Genomic DNA, 17,084 nt, shown 5'->3' with positions numbered 1-17,084 from the left:
TGCTGCGGCGGCGACCCGGTCGGTGGTCTGCGGCGCCGACGGTGGTCCGGGGCGGTGCTGCCCGGCGCTCACTCGCGCAGGCGTACCGGGTCCAGGCCGTTGACGTCCACCGCCGGACCGGTCTCCCGCATCCGTTCGGCGACCTGGTGCCACCGTCCCGCCTGCCGGGTGCAGATCTGCTGTGTCTCGTCGCCGCGCAGCGGCTCACCCCGGTAGTCCATTCCGGACAGCCGCCGCCGGGCCCGCAGACTGCCGTCCCCGGCCTGCTCGGCGACGGCCTGGTGGATCGCGTTGAGTTTGCGGTCGACCAGCGCGATATTGGACCGGGCCACCTGTTCGACGTTCTCCTCGGCGCGGGTGCCGTCGCCGACCAGCCGGTCCGCGCCGGAGAGCACCAGGTCGTCGAAACGCGGGATCTGGGGTGGGAACCGGGCCTCGGCGATCCGGATCGGGTCGACCGCCCGGCGGAGCAGCCGGATGAACTCCGCCCGGTCGCGCCAGTAGCGGGCGTGGTCCAGGGCGATCCGGCAGAGCGTGTCCCAGGTTTCGGCGTCCAGGTCGAGCCAGCGGATCAGCAGGTGCGGGTCGGCGGTCTGCGGTGGCAGGGCGCGGTCGTGCCAGGTCTGTTCGAGCAGCACGGCGCCCTGGCAGATCAGCTGCTTGGCGTACGCCGACATCCGGATGTTGATCGGCTTGTCCGGGCGGGGGAGGACGACCCGCAGACTGGGATAGACCTCCTCCTCGAAGTAGCCGAAGTCCTGCAGCCGGCGCAGTGGTGCCAGGTCCGGTTCGCTGCTCAGGATCCACCGCCGCAGCCGGTCGGCGGCCACCCCGCTCTCGGTGCAGGCCAGCGCGGCGCGCAACTGCTCGACCGCCTTTGCGACCAGGGGCGCGACCGGCGGCGGCAGCGGATGCGGGTTCCCGCCCCCGGCCGGGTCACCGGTGACCGCTCCGAAGCCACTGCCCGCGCCGGTGCCGCCGGGGCCGCTGCCCGCGCCGGCACCGGTCACCGGCGTACCGCCAACGGCCGCACCGGTACCAGCGCGGCCGCCGCTGGCCGGCGCGGCCGGTCCGGCCCGGCTGCCGTCCGATCCGGCCCGGCCGTCCACCGTCGTGGCGGCCCGGGCCCACCAGCCGCCACCGCCGGTGCCCGGGTCGGCCGGCGGTGCCGACGGTCGACGCGGCCAACGGGGTGGATGGGGCAGCGGCAGCGCGTCGGAGATCAGCCGACGGCCGAGCCCGAGTGCCCGACCGGCGGCGGAGACCGGTGGTGCCGGAGCCCGGTCCGGGTCCGGGAAGTAACCCTTGAGGGCGAAGCCGTAGGTGCAGGCCGCGTTGTAGAAGTCGAACGACCGGAGCGGACGGGCCGGCCACCGCCCCCGCTGGGCCCGGCGGATCGCCCGGTCCAGCAGTACGCCGCCGGAGGGCCACTCCCGCATCAGGATGCCGGCCCGCCGTCGTGGCCCGCGCCGCCACCAGTCGGCGAGACAGCCGCCGTCGTCGAACGGCCCGGTCGGCTCCCGACCAACCGGCGGCCAGCCGGCCTCGGCCCAGTCGTGCCACGCCTTCGCCAGCCGCAACGGGGCCCAGACATCCCGGAGCAGCAGCAGGGCGGAGTGGGTCGCCTCGGAGCGGGTGGCCCGGACGAACCAGGCCAGCACCGCGTCCTCGCGGAGCCGGTACAGCTCCTGCGCGGCGGCGATCTGGAACACCACCGTGGCCGCCACCGGGAACTCCCGCAGCACCCGGCGCAGCCACTCCTTCGCCGCCGCCTCGCCGGGCGCCTCGGCGAAGGTCACCGCCACCGGCCAGTACCGGTCGACGAACGCCTTCTCCAGACGCTGGCGGATCTGCCGGCGTACCTTCTCCCGGTCGCCGACGCCGTCGGACTTGAACCACTGGTGCACCGTCCGCTCGGTGTAGGCGAGGGTGCAGGCGTACTGGTAGCGGAGCTTGATCGAGTCGGGCCGGCGGCGCAGGTAGCGCAGGGTGCCGAGGATGTGCCGGCGCGGGTGGCGGAGCCGGTCGGTGCGGGTGGTCCAGACGTGGTCGTCGTACCAGCCGCCCTGTTCGCGCAGGACCAGCGCCGACTGGTACGTGTCGAGGGCGTCCAGGAAGAGCCCCATCTCCTCCTGCACGCTCGCCACCATCACCCGCAGGTCGGCGTTGAACGGGTCGAGCTTGAGCGCCTCCGCGTAGTACCAGAGCGCCTCGTCGAACTGCCGTCGGTCCTGCAACTCCTTGCCCTTGTTGTAGGCGGCGAAGAGGGCGGTCGGCATCTCCCGGCCGCACCAGTTCCGCCACGGCGCCGCCCGGCCCAGCCGGGTCACCGGCAGGATCGTGGCCAGCACCCAGTACGCGGTCCGCCGGGTCGCCTCCTCCCAGGTGCCGCCCCACTGGGTGGTCATCGCGCTCCGACCGCCACCGAGGAACGAGGTGACCGTGACGGAGACGCCGTAACACGGTTCCTGGGTGCGTTTCTGCAGTACCCCGGTGACCCGGTAGCCGACCTTCGGCCAGAGTCGGGGCAGCATCTGCAGCAGCATGGCGAGCGGGTTGGTGGTCTTCGGGTCGACGCCGCTGGCCACGTCGAGGAAACTCTCCGGCGGCGGGTCGGCCGGTCCGGCGTACGGGGGATAGATGTGCGTCTCGGAGAGTCGCTGGCAGAACTGGCTCTTCAGGTCGTCGACGGGTGCGCTGCGGTCCGCCGTCGCGTCGGTGAACTCGTGTACGTCGACCGGCCCGGGATGGTAGGCGAGCCGGACCCGGCGGTGGTGTCGCCAGGCGGCGAAGCAGATCAGGGTGAGGATCAGCAGGCCGAGCCGTTGCCGGGCCGGGTGCGGCCCGTCGCCGCCGACCGCGATGGCCAGCCCGTCCAGCGGGGTGAGCAGCCAGGAGTCGGGCCGGTTCGGGCGCAGGTGGGCCTGCCCGGCCCAGCACAGCGCGGCGAGCAGGGCGACCGTTGTGAGGATCTTGATAATCGCGGCGCGGCCGGGACGTGGCAGCGGCAGCACGGCGGGGGCCGCGCGGGATTCCCGGCCGATCCGCCGGGGTGTCGGCTGCTCCCACTGTTCGGACCGCTGGATTCCGTGGCACGTTCGTTTGGCGCGGTGTGGCATCTCGACCACCGATCGGTCGGCTCGGTTCGCCCCGGAAAATGGGAAAACCGCAGGTCAAGCCTATGATCGTGATAACGCGAGCGACGCCGAACGCGAAAATCTGCTCTCCTGTCTTCTCTGGATCTTGGTATTCCGGCGTTGCTCTGGCAACGCTGGAATACCAAGATCCATGTTCGATCAGGGTCACGGCCGCCAGCCGGCGGCGACCAGTGCGGCGCGTACCTGCCCGAAGACCTCGTCCGGGCGACGCCGGACCAGGTACGCCGGAAACCGCAGCACCCGGTCACCGCTGATCCAGATCTCGTTCTGGCGTTTCATGTCCGCCCACTGCTGCCCGACGTCGAGATGCTGACTACCGTCGATCTCCACGTGCACGCCCCACCGCTGGTAGTAGATGTCCAGGTAACGACGCTTCCCGTCCGGATCCCGGCGGACCGTCTGCCGGCTCGGCTCGGGCAGGCCGTACCGCCGGTTGAGTCGCAGGTAGTCCAGTTCGGCGAGGGAGTGGGAGCCGCCGGCGGCGTCCTGCGCTGCCGTGGCGATCAAGCCGCGCCGCCGGGCCCTGGGCAGATGGTCCAGAACCGCCTCGATCTCGGCGAGACTCACCAGGCGACGCTGGAACGCGGCGGCCACGATGGCGACCGCCCGGTCGTCGCTGTCGGCCCAACTCGCGGCGTCGACGACGGAGCGTGCCGGCATGGTCCGTGGCGGCGCCGCCATCTCGTGTACGTCGGTCTGCGGCAGCACGCTCGTCCGGTGGACCACCACCCACGGCGGGATGTTCCTCGGTTGCCGCTCGGTCGCCACCAGCACGTGGACGCCGGTGGTGCGGTAGCGCCGCAGACCGTACCCGTCCAGGGCGGTCGGACCGGCGAGCAGCGCGCCCGGACCGGCGGACAGTACCGCGATCCAGAGCCGTTGTTCCGGGCCGATCGGACCGCTGTGCGTGACGTACGTCCGGGGGTGGACCCGACGCCAGCGTCCGGAGAAGACCCGGTGCCGGATGGCGGCCGGGGTGAGGAAGTCCCGGGCCTGCCGCCAGGCGATCACGTTGTCCTGCCGGAACAGCAGCCAGGCCAGCTCGTCCGCGTTGTCGGCGGGCAGAGGGCGGGCATCGGCGGGTGTCGTCACCTCGAACACTGTGTCAACCCGCCGCACGCCGGAGGAGGGGCGAGGGGGCGGGCTTCCGCAAACGCCCCTTGAGTCGCCCGGTCAGCGGGGTGACGGGGAGTTGGCGGTGTGCCACTGGGTCAGGAAGGCGTCCACCAGGTCACGGGCCCGGGCGCGGTGGTCGAACCGTTCCCGTAGCCGCCGCCGGGCCATCGCGGAGAGGGCGTCGGCGGCCTCGTTGAGCAGGTGGCCGGTGTGGCCCCGGACGTGCTCGAAGGTGACCTGCGGCAGGTCGGCGACCCGTTGGGCGAGCCGGACCAGGGTGGGCCGGCCACCCCGGGCCCGGGGTCGCAGGTTGTAGCCGGTGGGCATGGTGCCGGTCTCGCCGCCGCGCCACAGCTGCAGGTAGGAGAGGGCGCCGGTGCTGTCGACCAGGACGGTCACCGGTTCGGCGCCGAGCGTGGGGTCGGCGAGCAGGAACTCCACCGCCCGGAGCTCGTTGATCAGCACCCGGGACGGACCGGTCGGGTCGAGCCGGTCGCTGGTCCGGCCCCGCAGCCCGAAGCGGCCGTCGCTGACCACGTACCCGATGCCGGCGGTCCGGTCCTTCCAACTCGCGTCGGTCGCGGCGACCAGCGGGCCGTCGTGGCGGAGCCAGCGGCTGACCTGACCGCGTACGCCGGAGGTGGCCGGCCAGGTCGGCGGCAGCGCGCACGATCCGGCCCGCGGGGTGTCGTGCCCGGCGGCGAGCCGCTCCGCCGTCTCGACGAGCCGGGTGGCCGCGGCGACATCGTCGTAGCGGGCGGCGATGATCGCGAGCTTCAGTGCGTCGGCGACCTGCTGGCACTGGTCACAGTGGCGGCTGGAGAGGTGGCGGCGTAGCGCGTGGGCGCGTTCCGCCACGGGCGGGGGAAGCAGGGGCAGGGATCTGGTGAACTGGTCCGGGCGCACGGCGACTCCTGTTGGGGGAAGGGAGCGGGAGGCCGACGCGGGTTCGCCGGCCGGCCTCCGTCGTGACTACGGATGGCGGCGGGTCAGCTGAGCTGGACGGTGACACCGCCGGAGAACATCGAGTCGTGCAGCTCGAGCTTGGCGAGCTTGGCCTTTTCGGGGATGTCGAAGACGAGTACGCCGGTGATCCCGTTGCCGGGGTTGATCTCGTTGAAGAGCGTGGCGGCGTCCTTGTTGGCGTAGATGGCGGCCTCCGAGTCGCTGGTGTACTCGGTGCCGTCGGCGGCGTACGCCTTCTGGTAGCTGTCGGAGAACGACTGCGGCTCCTTGGCGATGTTCTTGACCTTGACGGTGACCAGGCAGAACTGTCCCTGGGCGGTGGTGCCGAGCAGGTCGGTGCCGACCTTGTGCACACCGCACTTCACGCGCTGGACGGTGAACTCGAACTTGCCGTCCCGGGCCGGGTCACCGACCTTCGCGGTCTTGTCCTCGCCCTTGTCGTCGCCGCCCTTGGTGTCCTTCGTGTCGCCGGAGTCGCTCACCGCCCCTGAGCCGCCGTCTCCGCCTCCGGCGTTGTCCTGGTCGGTGGCGCCCGCGCCGCAGCCGAACGCGAGTGCCGCCGCGAGTACCAGGCCGAACAGGCCGATCTTCCGCATGGTTCCTCCCTGATCTGATGTCGGCGTCAAGGAAACCATCTACTGTGAATCCGGTCAACAGTTTTGTTTGTGAACTCGCGACACAGAAATTTTTGGAGACTCGACTCGCGTCACTGGGGCGCGTATCGTTTCGCGGTGCGCGGTCAGCGGTGGCGCACCACGTCGCCCGGCCGTACCCTGGCCGACCCACGGACGCCGCTGGCGCCGAGCACCAACCTGACCGAGTCTGGGGCGGACGGTAGGGAGAGAACACCATGCCCAGTGAGACGACGATGAGCGGCGACACCGGAGCGACCGTCGCCGCACACGACATCGCCCGTCTCGCCGACGTCGGACGGGCCGCGGTCAGCAACTGGCGCCGCCGGTTCACCGACTTCCCGGAGCCCGTCGGCGGCAGCTCCGCCAGCCCGCTCTATTCCCTGGCCGAGGTCGAGGCGTGGCTGACCCGACACGGCAAGCAGTTCAGGTTGCTGCCCGGGGACCGGGTCTGGCAACAGGTCCGGGGGGCGGTCGACGACCTGGCGCTCGGCGAGCTGGTCGGCACCCTCGGCGCGTTCCTGGTCTTCCTGCGCCGGGAGCCGGCGTGCTGGAAGCGGCTGTCGACCGAGCCCGACGAGACGCTCGCCGAGCGACTGCCCGAGATGATGGCCTCGGTCCTCCCGGACGTCCCCGGCACGCCGGTCACCCGGCTCGACACCGGGTGGGTCGGCGTCGTCCGCCACGTCGCCGAGGCAGCGGAGTCCGCCCAGACCGACGGGTCCGCCCAGACCGACGGGACACAGCCGGGCCGGGAGCTTCTCGAGTTCCTCTGCAACCGCTACCTCCAGGTCCACGCCCGCCGGCACGCCGCGGTCACCTCGACCCAACTCGCCGAACTGATGGTCGAGCTGGCCGACGTACGCGGGAGCGTGGTGCTCGACCCGGCCTGCGGGATCGGCACCCTGCTGATCGCGGCACACGACGCAGGGGCGACCCGGCTCGGTGGGCAGGAACTCGACTCCGTCTCCGCCCGCCTCGCCGCCGCCCGGCTGCTGCTGCACGACAGTGCCGTACGCGTCGTCGCCGCCGACTCGTTGCGCGCCGACGCCTTCGCCGACGAACTTGCCGACGTCGTACTCTGCGATCCGCCGTTCAACGAACGCTCCTGGGGATACGACGACCTGGTCAGCGACCCCCGCTGGGCGTACGGGCTGCCGCCGCGCGGCGAGCCGGAACTCGCCTGGACACAGCACTGCCTGGCCCGGGTCAAACCCGGCGGCTGGGTGCTGCTGACCATGCCGGCGAGCGTGGCAAACCGGCGCGCCGGGCGGCGCATCCGGGCCAACCTGCTCCGGACCGGCGCACTGCGGGCCGTCATCAGCCTGCCCAGCGCCGCCACCGGCCCGGTGCCGCCGGACCTGTGGGTGCTCCGCCGACCGGCGGACACGGACCCGGCACCGTCGCGGATCCTGCTGGTCGACGCGGTGGCGGACCTCTCCGTGGCCGGCCCGGCGTGGCGGGCGTTCCTCGCCGCCGAAGCGGCCGGCGCCGGCAGCACCGGCGACGGCACGGCCGGGGACCTGCCGCCGTCGAGCACGGCGGTACGAGTGATCGACCTGCTCGACGACGAGGTGGACGTCAGCCCGGCCCGCCACCTGCACGCCGCCGGTCGGGACGCGCAGGCCGGGAAACTCCAGCCGGTACGGGCGAAGCTGCTCTCCGCCCTGGCGGCGTTGCCGGAGCGACTGCCCGAGCTGAGCACCTGCGACCGGGCGCCGACGCGGAGCACGACGACGGTGGCTGAACTCGTCAAGGCGGGGATCGTCACCCTCCACCAGGCTCCGTTGAAGACACGGATCGACGAGGGTGAGCTTCCCGTGCTCACCGCGCAGGACGTGCTCGCCGGTCAGCCGCCGTCCGGTCGGACCGTCGACGTGCCCGGGCTGGTGACGGTCGAGGCGGGAGATGTGGTCGTACCGGCCGGATTGCGGGAACCGGTGGCACGGGTGGTCACCGCGGCGGGTGCCGTCCTCGGTCCACAGCTTTTCCTGTTCCGGGTCGACCCCGAGCGGATGGATCCGTACTTCCTCGCCGGGTTCCTCCGCGCGGCACAGCAACAGGCGGCCAGCAGCCGTACCTCGTCCGTGCTGGCCCGAACGGACGTCCGCCGTACCCCCGTCCCGCGACTGCCGCTGGCCGAACAGCAGCGGTACGGCGAGGCGTTCCGGCAGCTGACCGTCTTTTCCGACGTCATGCGGGAAACGACGGCGCTCGCGGACACCCTGACTCGCCTGAGCTTCAACGGTTTGGCTGACGGGAGCGTGCAGCCACCACCTGCCGACTGACCGACTAGCCACGCAACGACCCCGACCACAGCGTGCTGGAGGAGCCGTGTCCGACCGGACGGTCATCAACGACCGATACGAACTCGACGAGTTCCCGATCGGCAAGGGTGGCATGGGTGAGGTGTGGGGCGGCCGGGACATCACGCTCGGCCGCGAGGTCGCGGTCAAGTTCATCCGTCCGCGCAGCGACGCCGGCAGCGACGACCTGGTCCGACGGTTCGAGCGCGAGGCCCGGATCACCGCCCGGCTCGTCCACCCCGGCGTGCCGGCGGTGTACGACTTCGGCGTCCACGAGGGACGGTCGTTCCTCGTCATGCAGCGGGTGCGTGGGGCGACCGTCGCCGACGTGATCGCGGAGACGGGCGGCCCGCTTCCGCTCGGCTGGGCCGCCGCGATCACCGCCCAGACCTGCGCGGTGCTCTCCGTCGCGCACCGGGCGTCACTCGTCCACCGTGACCTCAAGCCGAACAACCTGATGCTCGAACCCGACGGCGGCGTCAAGGTGCTCGACTTCGGGCTCGCGGTCGCCCTGGACCTCTCCGACTTCTCGCGGATAACCCAGAGCGGCGAGAGCGTCGGGACCCTGCCCTACATGGCCCCTGAACAGATCGAGGCCGCGCAGAGCGATCACCGGACAGACCTCTACGCGTTGGGCTGCACCCTGTACGAGATGCTGACCGGCGAGCTGCTCTTCCCCGGCGCCACCCCGTACGCGGTGATCCGCGGCCAGCTCGACGGATGGAGTCGACCGTTCCGGATGTCCCGGGCCGACATCCCCGCCCCACTGGTCGACCTGCTGCGCGACCTGCTGCGGCGAGACCCCGCACAGCGGCCGGCAAACGCCGACGTCGTCTACGAACGGCTGCTGCCCTTCGCCGCCGATCTTGGTCCGCTGCCGGGCGTGGTCGACCGGTCGGCCCGGTCCAGCCCGCTCCGGATGTACGCCGACGTACTCGGTCGGGTCCTCGCCCCGGCCCCGGCATCTGCCGGACCGCCGTCGGAGGAGGGCCGGGACGACAGACCGGCCGCGAGGGACAACCGCGCCGGGAACGCTGGAACTCCGATCGGTCGCGGTGACCTCGACCAGGCCCGCAGCGAGGCCAGGCGACTCGTCGAACAGTCCCGGCACCGGCAGGCGGCCGACGTACTCGCCGCAGTGGTGGAACCGGCGAGCCGGGCCCTCGGCCCGCTCGACGACGACGTGCTCAGCGTCCGGCTGCAGCTCGCCGAGGTGCTGTTCAACGGCGGCGACTACCGCCGGGCGGCTCCCGCCTACCAGCGGCTCGCCGCCGACCTCGCCCAACGCCCCGGCGTCCCGGTCGAGCGGGCTCTCGACTGCCGACGCCAGGAGGCCGCCTGCCATGCCCTGACCGGGCAGACCAGTCTTGCGCTGCGGCAACTGGACGAGCTGCTGCGCGACGAACGCGCCGAGTTCGGCGACGACCACGAGCGGGTCGTCGAACTCCGCCGACAGATCAGACTGCTGCGACCGAGCGCCGCGCAACGGTGACCTGCTCTTCACCCCGGACCGGGAAGGGACGCCTCCTCACGCCCGGGTTCTGGTGAGGTGGTCGGCGAGGTCGTCGACGGTACGCCAGACCGCCGGGTCGACCCAGTAGCCGGAGTGCCGGGTCGGCGCGGGCGCCGGTTGGCCGTGGACGTACCAGCTGGTGGGCGGGTCGGGTAGTTCCATGTCGATCGCGGCCGGGTGCCCCTGCGGGAAGACCGGGCCGCCGATGTAGTCGGTCCGGTAGTGGAAGTTGCGCCAGGCGTACACCGGGGAGTCGGCGTCGTCGCCGGTCGGGCCGAGCCGGCGCAGCACCGACTCGTTGAAGTACGCCGGGAAGGCCCAGCCGTACAGGGGGGTCAGCGGGGAGCCGAAGGTGACCAGGGCGACCCGGTCGTCCGGCGGCCGGTTGTCGGGTTGTAGCAGGGCGGCGGCGGCGAGCACGGTGCCCTGGCTGTGTGCGGCGACGACCACCCGTCCGCCGCTGTCGTGCAGTCGCCACAGCCGCTGCTGCAGTTCGGGTACGGCCCGTTCGGCGTACGACGGCGGCGCCAGCGGGTGGTACGCCCGCGGCCAGAAGGTGAGGACGTCCCAGAGCACCCCGATCCGGCGCCGGCTGTGCAGGTCCCGCCAGCTCCGCCGGAGTACGACGATGAGCAGCAGCGGGATGCAGGAGGCCAGCCAGCTGCCGATGGTGATCGTCCACTGGGTGCCCCAGGGCAGTTTGTCGTGGATCCAGTAGCGGATCAGCACCACGGCGAGCAGGGCCGCCCCGACCGTCGCCATTGCGGTGAGCAGCTTGTCGAGGTCCCGGGGCATCCGGGCGAACCGGCGGGCCCGGGCGATCCCGGCCGCCCAGCCCTGGCCGATCCCGGCACGACGGAACCGGATCCGGTTCAACGGGATCCGCGCCAGGACGACCGGCCGGGCGGGCGACCTCGTACCGGGACGGGGGCGGTCGCGGCGGGCGTCGTCGATCGCGTCGCGCTGCCAGTCCGGTTCGGTCTCCGGCCGGGGCCGCTGACCCCGGTACCAGGCGACGATCCGGGCCCGGGCCACCGGATCGAGGCCGGCCCGTACGTAGCTGACCAACTCGTAGCAGACGAAGATCAGGATCAGCGCCAACGGGACCAGGGTCAGGTAGTGCACCAGTTTGCCGACCACGGGATAGACGTACAGCTCGACCCGACCGGTCGGGCCGTCCGGCAGGTACGCCCGGGTCGACACCTCGGCGGTCAGCGCGGCGACCCGGGTCATCATGCTGACCAGGACCACGTTGAGCGCGAAGACGCTGAGCGTGAACGCCACGAACGGGCCGAAGATCACGAAGGTGCCGCGTACCCAGCCGCCCGGGATCACGGCCGCCAGCACCAGCAGCACGGTGAGGAACACCCCGCCGAGGGTCAGGTCGGCCACGGTACGCATCCCGGGCAGGTAACCGAACGGCTGGTCGTACCCGGGTTGCACGGTCGCGAACCAGCCGGCCGCGCAGACCGCCGCACCGCCGAGCCCGAGCAGCAGGCCGGGTGCTGCCGCCGGCCGGTGCTCCACCGCGACGAGGACCAGGGCGCCGAGCAGGACCAGCCCGCCGAGCAGCAGTGCGACCCAGCCGACCACCGGGGCCGCGGCCGGTGCGCCGGCCAGCCGCCCGGTCTGGCGTACGGTGTGCGCCAGGGTGACCGCGACGAGGGCCAGCCCGGCGGCGAGGTGCAGGAATCCCAGGTCGAGGGTGCTGCGCTGGCCGTCCCAGAAGCGCGGGTCGGCCAGGCCCACCCCGCACCGGGTCGCGGTCTCCGACCGTCGGCCGGGCCGCCCGGGCACAGACTCGGTCGCCTGGTCCCCGGCGACCGGCGGCCGGGGGTTGACCGCCTCGTACCGGCGTACGGTGCGCAGCGCCAGGATCGCCAGCAGGGCGAGTACCGCGAGCGGCAGGACCGTACCGGCCAGGATCCGCCGCCCGGGAAAACCGGCCAGCGGAGTGGCGTGCAGCAGCCGTACCGGCCAGGTGTCGTCGGCGCAGGCGGCCTGCCCACCACACTGGTAGCCGAGCAGTTCCATCCCGGTCAGCGCGACGATCAGCAGCAGGTTGAGGGTGAGCCCGACGGCGGCCCAGCGGACCGCCGCCCGGTGCAGCCAGAACCGGACCGGGCTGGCGTGGGTGCCCGGGCTGCACATCCAGCCGGCCACGTTCGCCAGCGCGAACGGGAAGAGCAGCAGCCACAGCACCCGGGCGCCGCTGCGTGAGGTCAACCCACCCCAGGAGTACGCCTCGACGTGCCGGCCGGCCACGTCCGCCGTCCGGTAGAAGCCGGCGATCCGGTCCCCGGCGACCTGCTGCGGTGCCAGGTCGCCGAGCAGGTTCTCCGGTGTGGTGCCGCCGACCCCGTGCAGCCGGAGTTCGGTGACCCCGCCGAGGTCGGGGACCGGCGGGACGAGCCCGGACGGGCGCGGCACCGGGGACGTGCTGTGACGCTGCAGCGGCATGAGGCCCCACCTGGATCGGAACGGAGGATCCGCACGCGGCAGCCGGTGCCCGTACGCCCGCCGGCGTGGCCCCGGCGGGCGCCCGGACACCCGAACGGGTCGGGGTCGGTCCGTCCCACGGTGCCCCGTGCCGCCCCGACCCGCTGTCGCAACCCCGACACCCGGCCCGACGGACGCCGCGATGACCAGGGAATTCATCCCAACGGGGGCGGACAGGCTCAGGCCAGGCCGCCGGTCGCCCGCAGGTTCTGCCCGGTCATCCACCGTCCGTCCGGCCCCACCAGGAACGCCACCACGTCGGCGACGTCGGCCGGCTCGCCGAGCCGGCCCAGCGGACTCCACGACCGCATCAGCTCGAGCACCTCGGCGCTGTTCGCGCCGCGCAGCATGTCGGTGTCGGTGGCGCCGGGGGAGACGGTGTTGACGGTGATCCCCCGGGGGCCGAGTTCCTTCGCGGCCACCCGGGTGAACTGCTCGACCGCCGCCTTGCTGGCCGCGTAGAGCGAGATGCCGGGGAAGGCCAGCACGGTGTTGGCGGTGGAGATGTTGACGATCCGTCCGCCGTCGCGCATCCGACCGGTGGCGTGCCGCAGGGCCCGGAAGACACCCCGGACGTTGACCGCCATCGTCCGGTCGTACTCCTGGTCGGAGACGTCCGCGATCATCGCGGTCCGGACGACCGCCGCGTTGTTGACCAGGATGTCGAGCCCGTCGAGATGGTCCTCGGCGGTCACGAAGAGCGCGTCCACGTCGGCGTCGAGGCCGACGTCGGCCCGTACCGGAATGGCACGGCCGGCGGACCGCTCGGCGACCTCCCGGGCCGCCGTCTCATTCTCCCGGTAGCTGAAGACGACGGTGGCGCCGTCGGCGACCAGCCGGGCCACGACGGCGCGGCCGATTCCCCGGGATCCGCCGGTGACGATCGCACCCTTGCCGTCCAGTACGCCCACGGCGCCTCCCCGATCGAAACCTGCTCCGTCCACTGGATACCAGCCGGATCGGATCGGAAACAACCGATTGAGATGGCCGTCGATTATTGCCTGACGGTTACGTGTGGATGACCATTGATGTCCGGGGGGATCTCCCACAAGGAGGCGTCACATGGCGGAAGTCACCCAGGCTCCGGATCTCCCATCCCACCCGCTCGGCACCAGTCGTCCCCCGCTCGCCGTCGCCGATCTCCCCGAACCCGAGGAGGTCTTCAAGGTCCGTCGCCTCGGACCGCGCGAGCTGTTCATGTACGCCCTCGGGCCCAGCCTGATCGCGCTCGGCATCTCGGTCGGCAGCGGCGAGTGGCTGCTCGGGCCGCAGGCCGTCGGCCAGTTCGGTTTTGTCGGCGTCGGCTGGGTCATCCTGGTCTCGGCCGTACTGCAGACCTTCTACAACATCGAGTGCTCGCGGTACGTGATGGCCACCGGCGAGGCCCCGGTGGTCGGCTGGGGTCGGGTGCCGCCCGGCGTCCTGCTCTGGGTCCCGGCCTCGGTCTTCCTCGTCATCTTCGCGTTCATCGCCGGGGGCTGGGCGGCCTCGGCCGGCCAGGGCGTGTACGCGTTGATCCACGGCGAGGTCGCCCCGGCCGGCGCCGAGGAACCCCGGCTCTGGGCGATCGCCCTGCTGGTGCTGGTCTTCCTGATCGCCGCCGGGGCGAAACGGATCAGCCGGGCCCTCGAACTCGCCAACTGGGTGATGGTCGGCAGCATCCTGGTGGTGCTCCTGGTCGTCGCGATCCTGGTGGTGCCGTGGGACATCTGGTGGGAGGGGATCCGGGGCTTCGTCACCCCGGCCGCCCCGCCGGACGGCATCACCGCCACCCAACTCGGCGGACTCGCCGGCTTCACCGCCCTCGCCTCCGGCCTCAACTGGTACGTGATGGGCCACTACCGGGACAAGGGCTACGGCATGGGGCACCGGACCGGCTACCTCTCCGGGCTGCGGGGCGAGCGGCGGGAACTGCTCGCCACCGGCGTCACCTTTCCCGACACCCCGGTCAACGCGGCCCGTTGGCGGCGCTGGTACCGGCTGCTGCTCACCGACATGTGGGGCATCTTCTTCGTCGGGGCGATGCTCGGCATGCTGCTCCCGACCATCCTGATGGCGCACGCCGTGCAGGTCTCCGGTACGACGCCGACCGCCGCCGACGTACCGACGTTCGTCGCCACCGCCCTCGAACCCGACTACGGGCCGCTGATGTTCTACGGCATGCTGCTGATCGGCGTACTGGTGCTGTTCAGCACGCAGCTCGGCATCTTCGAGGGCATGGTGCGGGTCAGCACCGACGCCGCGCACGCGACCAGTCCCCGGCTGCGCCGGCTGCTGGAAGGTGACCCGCGCAAGTTCTACTACCCGTTCATGCTGGTCCTGCTCGTGATCATCGCGGTGGTGCTGCACCTGGCGGTGCCGGTCAACCTCGTCCAGTGGTCGGCGAACATGTCCAACCTCGGCGCGCTGATCTACCCCTTCCTGTTGATCTACCTCAACCGCCGGCTGCCCCGACCGGCCCGGCCCCGCCCCTGGCACCACGTACTGCTGATCGCCAACGTGCTCTTCTTCGGCTTCTTCTTCGTCAACTTCATCGCCGACTTCGTCGGTGACCCGCTGATCACCTTCTGAGAAGTCGGGAACGGGCCTTTCCTGAAGAAACGACAGGAAGGGCCCGTTTCCGACGCCCGGGGCGCCGGACGCTGTCGGTTCAATCCCGGCACGAAGTCGATACCCCTGCTGGCGGGCGAGGCGTAGGTTTGGCCCCAGACAGGCGGAGGACGGGGAGGAACGAGATGACCGAGCTGGTGGAGGCCACGTCCGGAACGGAACTGGTCGAGATCACGTCACCGACCGAGCTGCGGGAGCTGCTCGGCGAGCCGATGCCCCGGGCGGTGACCAAGGAACGCGTACGACTGCACGAGATCGACCGCGAATGGCTGGCCAACTCGCCGTTCTGCCTGGTCGCGACCTCCGGTGCGGACGGCAGTTGCGACGTCTCGCCGAAGGGGGACCCGCCCGGCTTCACCCTGGTGCTCGACGACACCACGATCGCCGTGCCGGAGCGGCCCGGCAACCGGCGCGCGGACGGCTACCTGAACATCCTCGCCAACCCGCACGTCGGGTTGATCTACTTCATCCCCGGGCGCAACGACACCCTGCGGATCAACGGGCGGGCCCGGCTCGTCTCCGACGCCCCGTTCTTCGACCAGTTGGTGGTCAAGGGACACCGGCCGGTGCTGGCGCTGGTCGTCGAGATCGAGCAGATCTTCTTCCACTGCGCCAAGGCGTTCCTCCGCTCCGAGCTGTGGAAGCCGGAGACCTGGCACCCCGAGGTCCTGCCGTCGCACGCGCAGCTCGTCAAGCGGGTGCAGGAGATCCCGGAGTCGCTGGAGGAGCTGGAGACCTACTACGGCGCGCAGTACCTCAGCAAGCTCTACCAGAGCTGACCCGCGCCCGCCCGGGGAGCGCGGACCGCGCCCCCCGGCGGCGCTCCGGCGGGCTCAGTCCAGCAGGCGGGTGACGGGCAGGCGCCGGATCGAGGCGTCCAGCACCTGCGCGGTGTGCGCCAGCGCCATTCCCCGGTCGCCGCGCGGCGACGTACTCCGGGGGCCCGATGCGTCGGCGGCCCGGGGCAGCGCGGCGGCGATCTGCATCAGACAGCCCGGGTTCGCGGTCACCAGCAGGCTCGCCCCGGTGGCCAGCACGTCCCGGGCCTTCCGCTCGCCGAGCCGAGCCGCCGGCTCCGGATTGAGTACGTTCCACACCCCCGCCGAGCCGCAGCACAGTTCCGGGTCGGCGATCTCCCGCAGCTCGAGCTCGGGAATGGCCCGCAGCAGCTCCCGGGGCTGGGAGCGGATCCCCTGGGCGTGCCCGAGGTGGCAGGCGTCGTGGTAGGCGACGCTGACCGGCAGCGGATGCCGCGTCGCCACCGGGCCCAGCTCGACCAGCAGTTCGGAGAGGTCCCGGACCCGGGCGGCGAAGGCGGCGGCCCGCTCGGCGTACGCCGGGTCGTCGGCGAGCAGGTCGCCGTACTCCTTCAGGGCCGAGCCGCAGCCGGCCGCGTTGACCACAAAGTAGTCGAGCCGCTCGGCGGCGAACGCGTCGATCAGGTCCCGGGCGAACCGACGGGCCTCCTCCTCCCGGCCATTGTGGAGGCTCAACGCGCCGCAGCAGCCCTGCCGCTCGGGGTTGATCACGACCTCGCAGCCCTCTGCGGCCAGTACCCGGGCGGTCGCCGAGTTCACCCCGGGAAAGAACGCGCTCTGCACACAACCGGTGAGCATGCCCACCGCCGCCCGCCTCGGCCCGTACGCCGGGACCCGCCTCGGTGGCCGGGGCGCCCGGGTCAGCCGGGGCGCCAGCGACTCCAGGGTGGCCAGGGTCGGGGCGAGCCGGCGGAGCAGTCCGGTCCGGTCGACCAGGTTACGCAGCCCGCTCGCCTGGTACGCCCACAGCGGCCCGCGCAGCAGCCGCAACCGCCTCGGGTACGGGAACAGCGCGAAGATCGCTGCCCGCAGCGCCCGTTCCCGGGGTGACCGAACGTGTCGGCGTTCCACCTGCTGGCGGGTCCGCTCGATCAGGGTGTCGTACCGGACCCCGGACGGGCAGGCGGTCACGCAGGCCATGCAGCCCAGGCAGCGGTCGAAGTGCCCGACCATCGTCTCGGACAGCGGTTCACCCTCCAGCCCCTGCTTGATCAGGTGGATCCGGCCTCGGGGCGAGTCCATCTCCTCGCCCCAGAGCAGGTACGTGGGGCAGCTGGGCAGGCAGAATCCACAGTGCACACAGTCGGCCACCACCTCGGCCGGCGGCGGCCGGTGCCCGTCGAACGCCGGCTCACCCCGGTCCGGCGGGGCCGGCGGTTCCGCGTCCGGCTCGCCCTGGTCGGGAGGCGACGCCGCCTGTTCCGTCCCCGGCTCGCCCTGGTCGGGGGGTGGGGCCGGGTGACCCG

General features: G+C 72.2%; 11 protein-coding genes. 4 read left to right on the top strand and 7 right to left on the bottom strand.

Annotated elements, in window-relative coordinates; genetic code table 11:
* Nucleotides 1–68: 68 nt before the first annotated feature.
* The 4 genes from ABGB05_RS32045 to ABGB05_RS32030 all read right to left on the bottom strand — a co-directional run bounded on the left by ABGB05_RS32045 (nt 69) and on the right by ABGB05_RS32030 (nt 5,836).
* A complete protein-coding gene (locus ABGB05_RS32045; protein ID WP_347657692.1) occupies nt 69–3,119 on the bottom strand; it encodes a tetratricopeptide repeat protein in 3,051 nt (1,016 codons plus the stop codon).
* Between the two features lie 183 nt (nt 3,120–3,302).
* A complete protein-coding gene (locus ABGB05_RS32040; RefSeq protein ID WP_347657691.1) occupies nt 3,303–4,250 on the bottom strand; it encodes a DUF559 domain-containing protein in 948 nt (315 codons plus the stop codon).
* 81 nt (nt 4,251–4,331) lie between these two features.
* Nucleotides 4,332–5,180, bottom strand: coding sequence for an RNase H family protein (locus ABGB05_RS32035; protein ID WP_347657690.1), 849 nt, complete (start codon nt 5,178–5,180; stop codon nt 4,332–4,334).
* Nucleotides 5,181–5,263: 83 nt separating this feature from the next.
* Nucleotides 5,264–5,836: a DUF4352 domain-containing protein gene (locus tag ABGB05_RS32030; protein WP_347657689.1), complete on the bottom strand. Its 573-nt coding sequence runs from the start codon at nt 5,834–5,836 to the stop codon at nt 5,264–5,266.
* Between the two features lie 254 nt (nt 5,837–6,090).
* Here ABGB05_RS32030 and ABGB05_RS32025 point away from each other — a divergent pair, with 254 nt between their 5' ends.
* Nucleotides 6,091–8,160: an N-6 DNA methylase gene (locus tag ABGB05_RS32025; protein WP_347657688.1), complete on the top strand. Its 2,070-nt coding sequence runs from the start codon at nt 6,091–6,093 to the stop codon at nt 8,158–8,160.
* 46 nt (nt 8,161–8,206) lie between these two features.
* Nucleotides 8,207–9,670, top strand: a complete 1,464-nt coding sequence (locus ABGB05_RS32020; protein ID WP_347657687.1) for a serine/threonine-protein kinase — start codon at nt 8,207–8,209, stop codon at nt 9,668–9,670.
* Between the two features lie 36 nt (nt 9,671–9,706).
* Here ABGB05_RS32020 and ABGB05_RS32015 read toward each other — a convergent pair whose 3' ends face one another.
* Entirely contained in the window at nt 9,707–12,151 is a 2,445-nt protein-coding gene (locus ABGB05_RS32015) for a hypothetical protein (RefSeq protein ID WP_347657686.1), read from the bottom strand.
* A 218-nt stretch (nt 12,152–12,369) separates the two neighbouring features.
* On the bottom strand, nt 12,370–13,101 hold the full coding sequence (locus ABGB05_RS32010) for an SDR family oxidoreductase (protein WP_347657685.1): 732 nt from the start codon (nt 13,099–13,101) through the stop codon (nt 12,370–12,372).
* A 151-nt stretch (nt 13,102–13,252) separates the two neighbouring features.
* On the opposite strand from ABGB05_RS32010, the gene ABGB05_RS32005 reads away from it, so the two are divergent.
* Both ABGB05_RS32005 and ABGB05_RS32000 read left to right on the top strand, forming a co-directional pair.
* Nucleotides 13,253–14,761 (top strand): Nramp family divalent metal transporter, encoded by a 1,509-nt coding sequence (locus ABGB05_RS32005; RefSeq protein WP_347657684.1) that lies wholly within the window; start codon nt 13,253–13,255, stop codon nt 14,759–14,761.
* Between the two features lie 164 nt (nt 14,762–14,925).
* The gene (locus ABGB05_RS32000) at nt 14,926–15,579 is read left to right on the top strand and encodes a pyridoxamine 5'-phosphate oxidase family protein (protein ID WP_347657683.1); all 654 of its coding nucleotides are present in this window, start codon (nt 14,926–14,928) and stop codon (nt 15,577–15,579) included.
* Nucleotides 15,580–15,633: 54 nt separating this feature from the next.
* Here the strand turns inward: ABGB05_RS32000 and ABGB05_RS31995 are convergent, their stop codons facing one another.
* A complete protein-coding gene (locus ABGB05_RS31995) occupies nt 15,634–16,917 on the bottom strand; it encodes a heterodisulfide reductase-related iron-sulfur binding cluster (RefSeq protein WP_347657728.1) in 1,284 nt (427 codons plus the stop codon).
* Between the last annotated feature and the right edge of the window lie 167 nt (nt 16,918–17,084).

Origin of the sequence: Plantactinospora sp. B5E13 (genome assembly GCF_039871775.1) — a bacterium.
Taxonomy (GTDB): domain Bacteria; phylum Actinomycetota; class Actinomycetes; order Mycobacteriales; family Micromonosporaceae; genus Plantactinospora.
This window is presented reverse-complemented; position numbering and strand designations above follow the sequence as displayed.

What these genes read in the sequence shown, in the direction of transcription:
- ABGB05_RS32045 (WP_347657692.1), bottom strand. Translation starts at nt 3,119, where the DNA reads ATGCCACACCGCGCCAAACGAACGTGCCACGGAATCCAGCGGTCCGAA.
- ABGB05_RS32030 (WP_347657689.1), bottom strand. Translation starts at nt 5,836, where the DNA reads ATGCGGAAGATCGGCCTGTTCGGCCTGGTACTCGCGGCGGCACTCGCG.
- ABGB05_RS32025 (WP_347657688.1), top strand. Translation starts at nt 6,091, where the DNA reads ATGCCCAGTGAGACGACGATGAGCGGCGACACCGGAGCGACCGTCGCC.
- ABGB05_RS32015 (WP_347657686.1), bottom strand. Translation starts at nt 12,151, where the DNA reads ATGCCGCTGCAGCGTCACAGCACGTCCCCGGTGCCGCGCCCGTCCGGG.
- ABGB05_RS32005 (WP_347657684.1), top strand. Translation starts at nt 13,253, where the DNA reads ATGGCGGAAGTCACCCAGGCTCCGGATCTCCCATCCCACCCGCTCGGC.
- ABGB05_RS32000 (WP_347657683.1), top strand. Translation starts at nt 14,926, where the DNA reads ATGACCGAGCTGGTGGAGGCCACGTCCGGAACGGAACTGGTCGAGATC.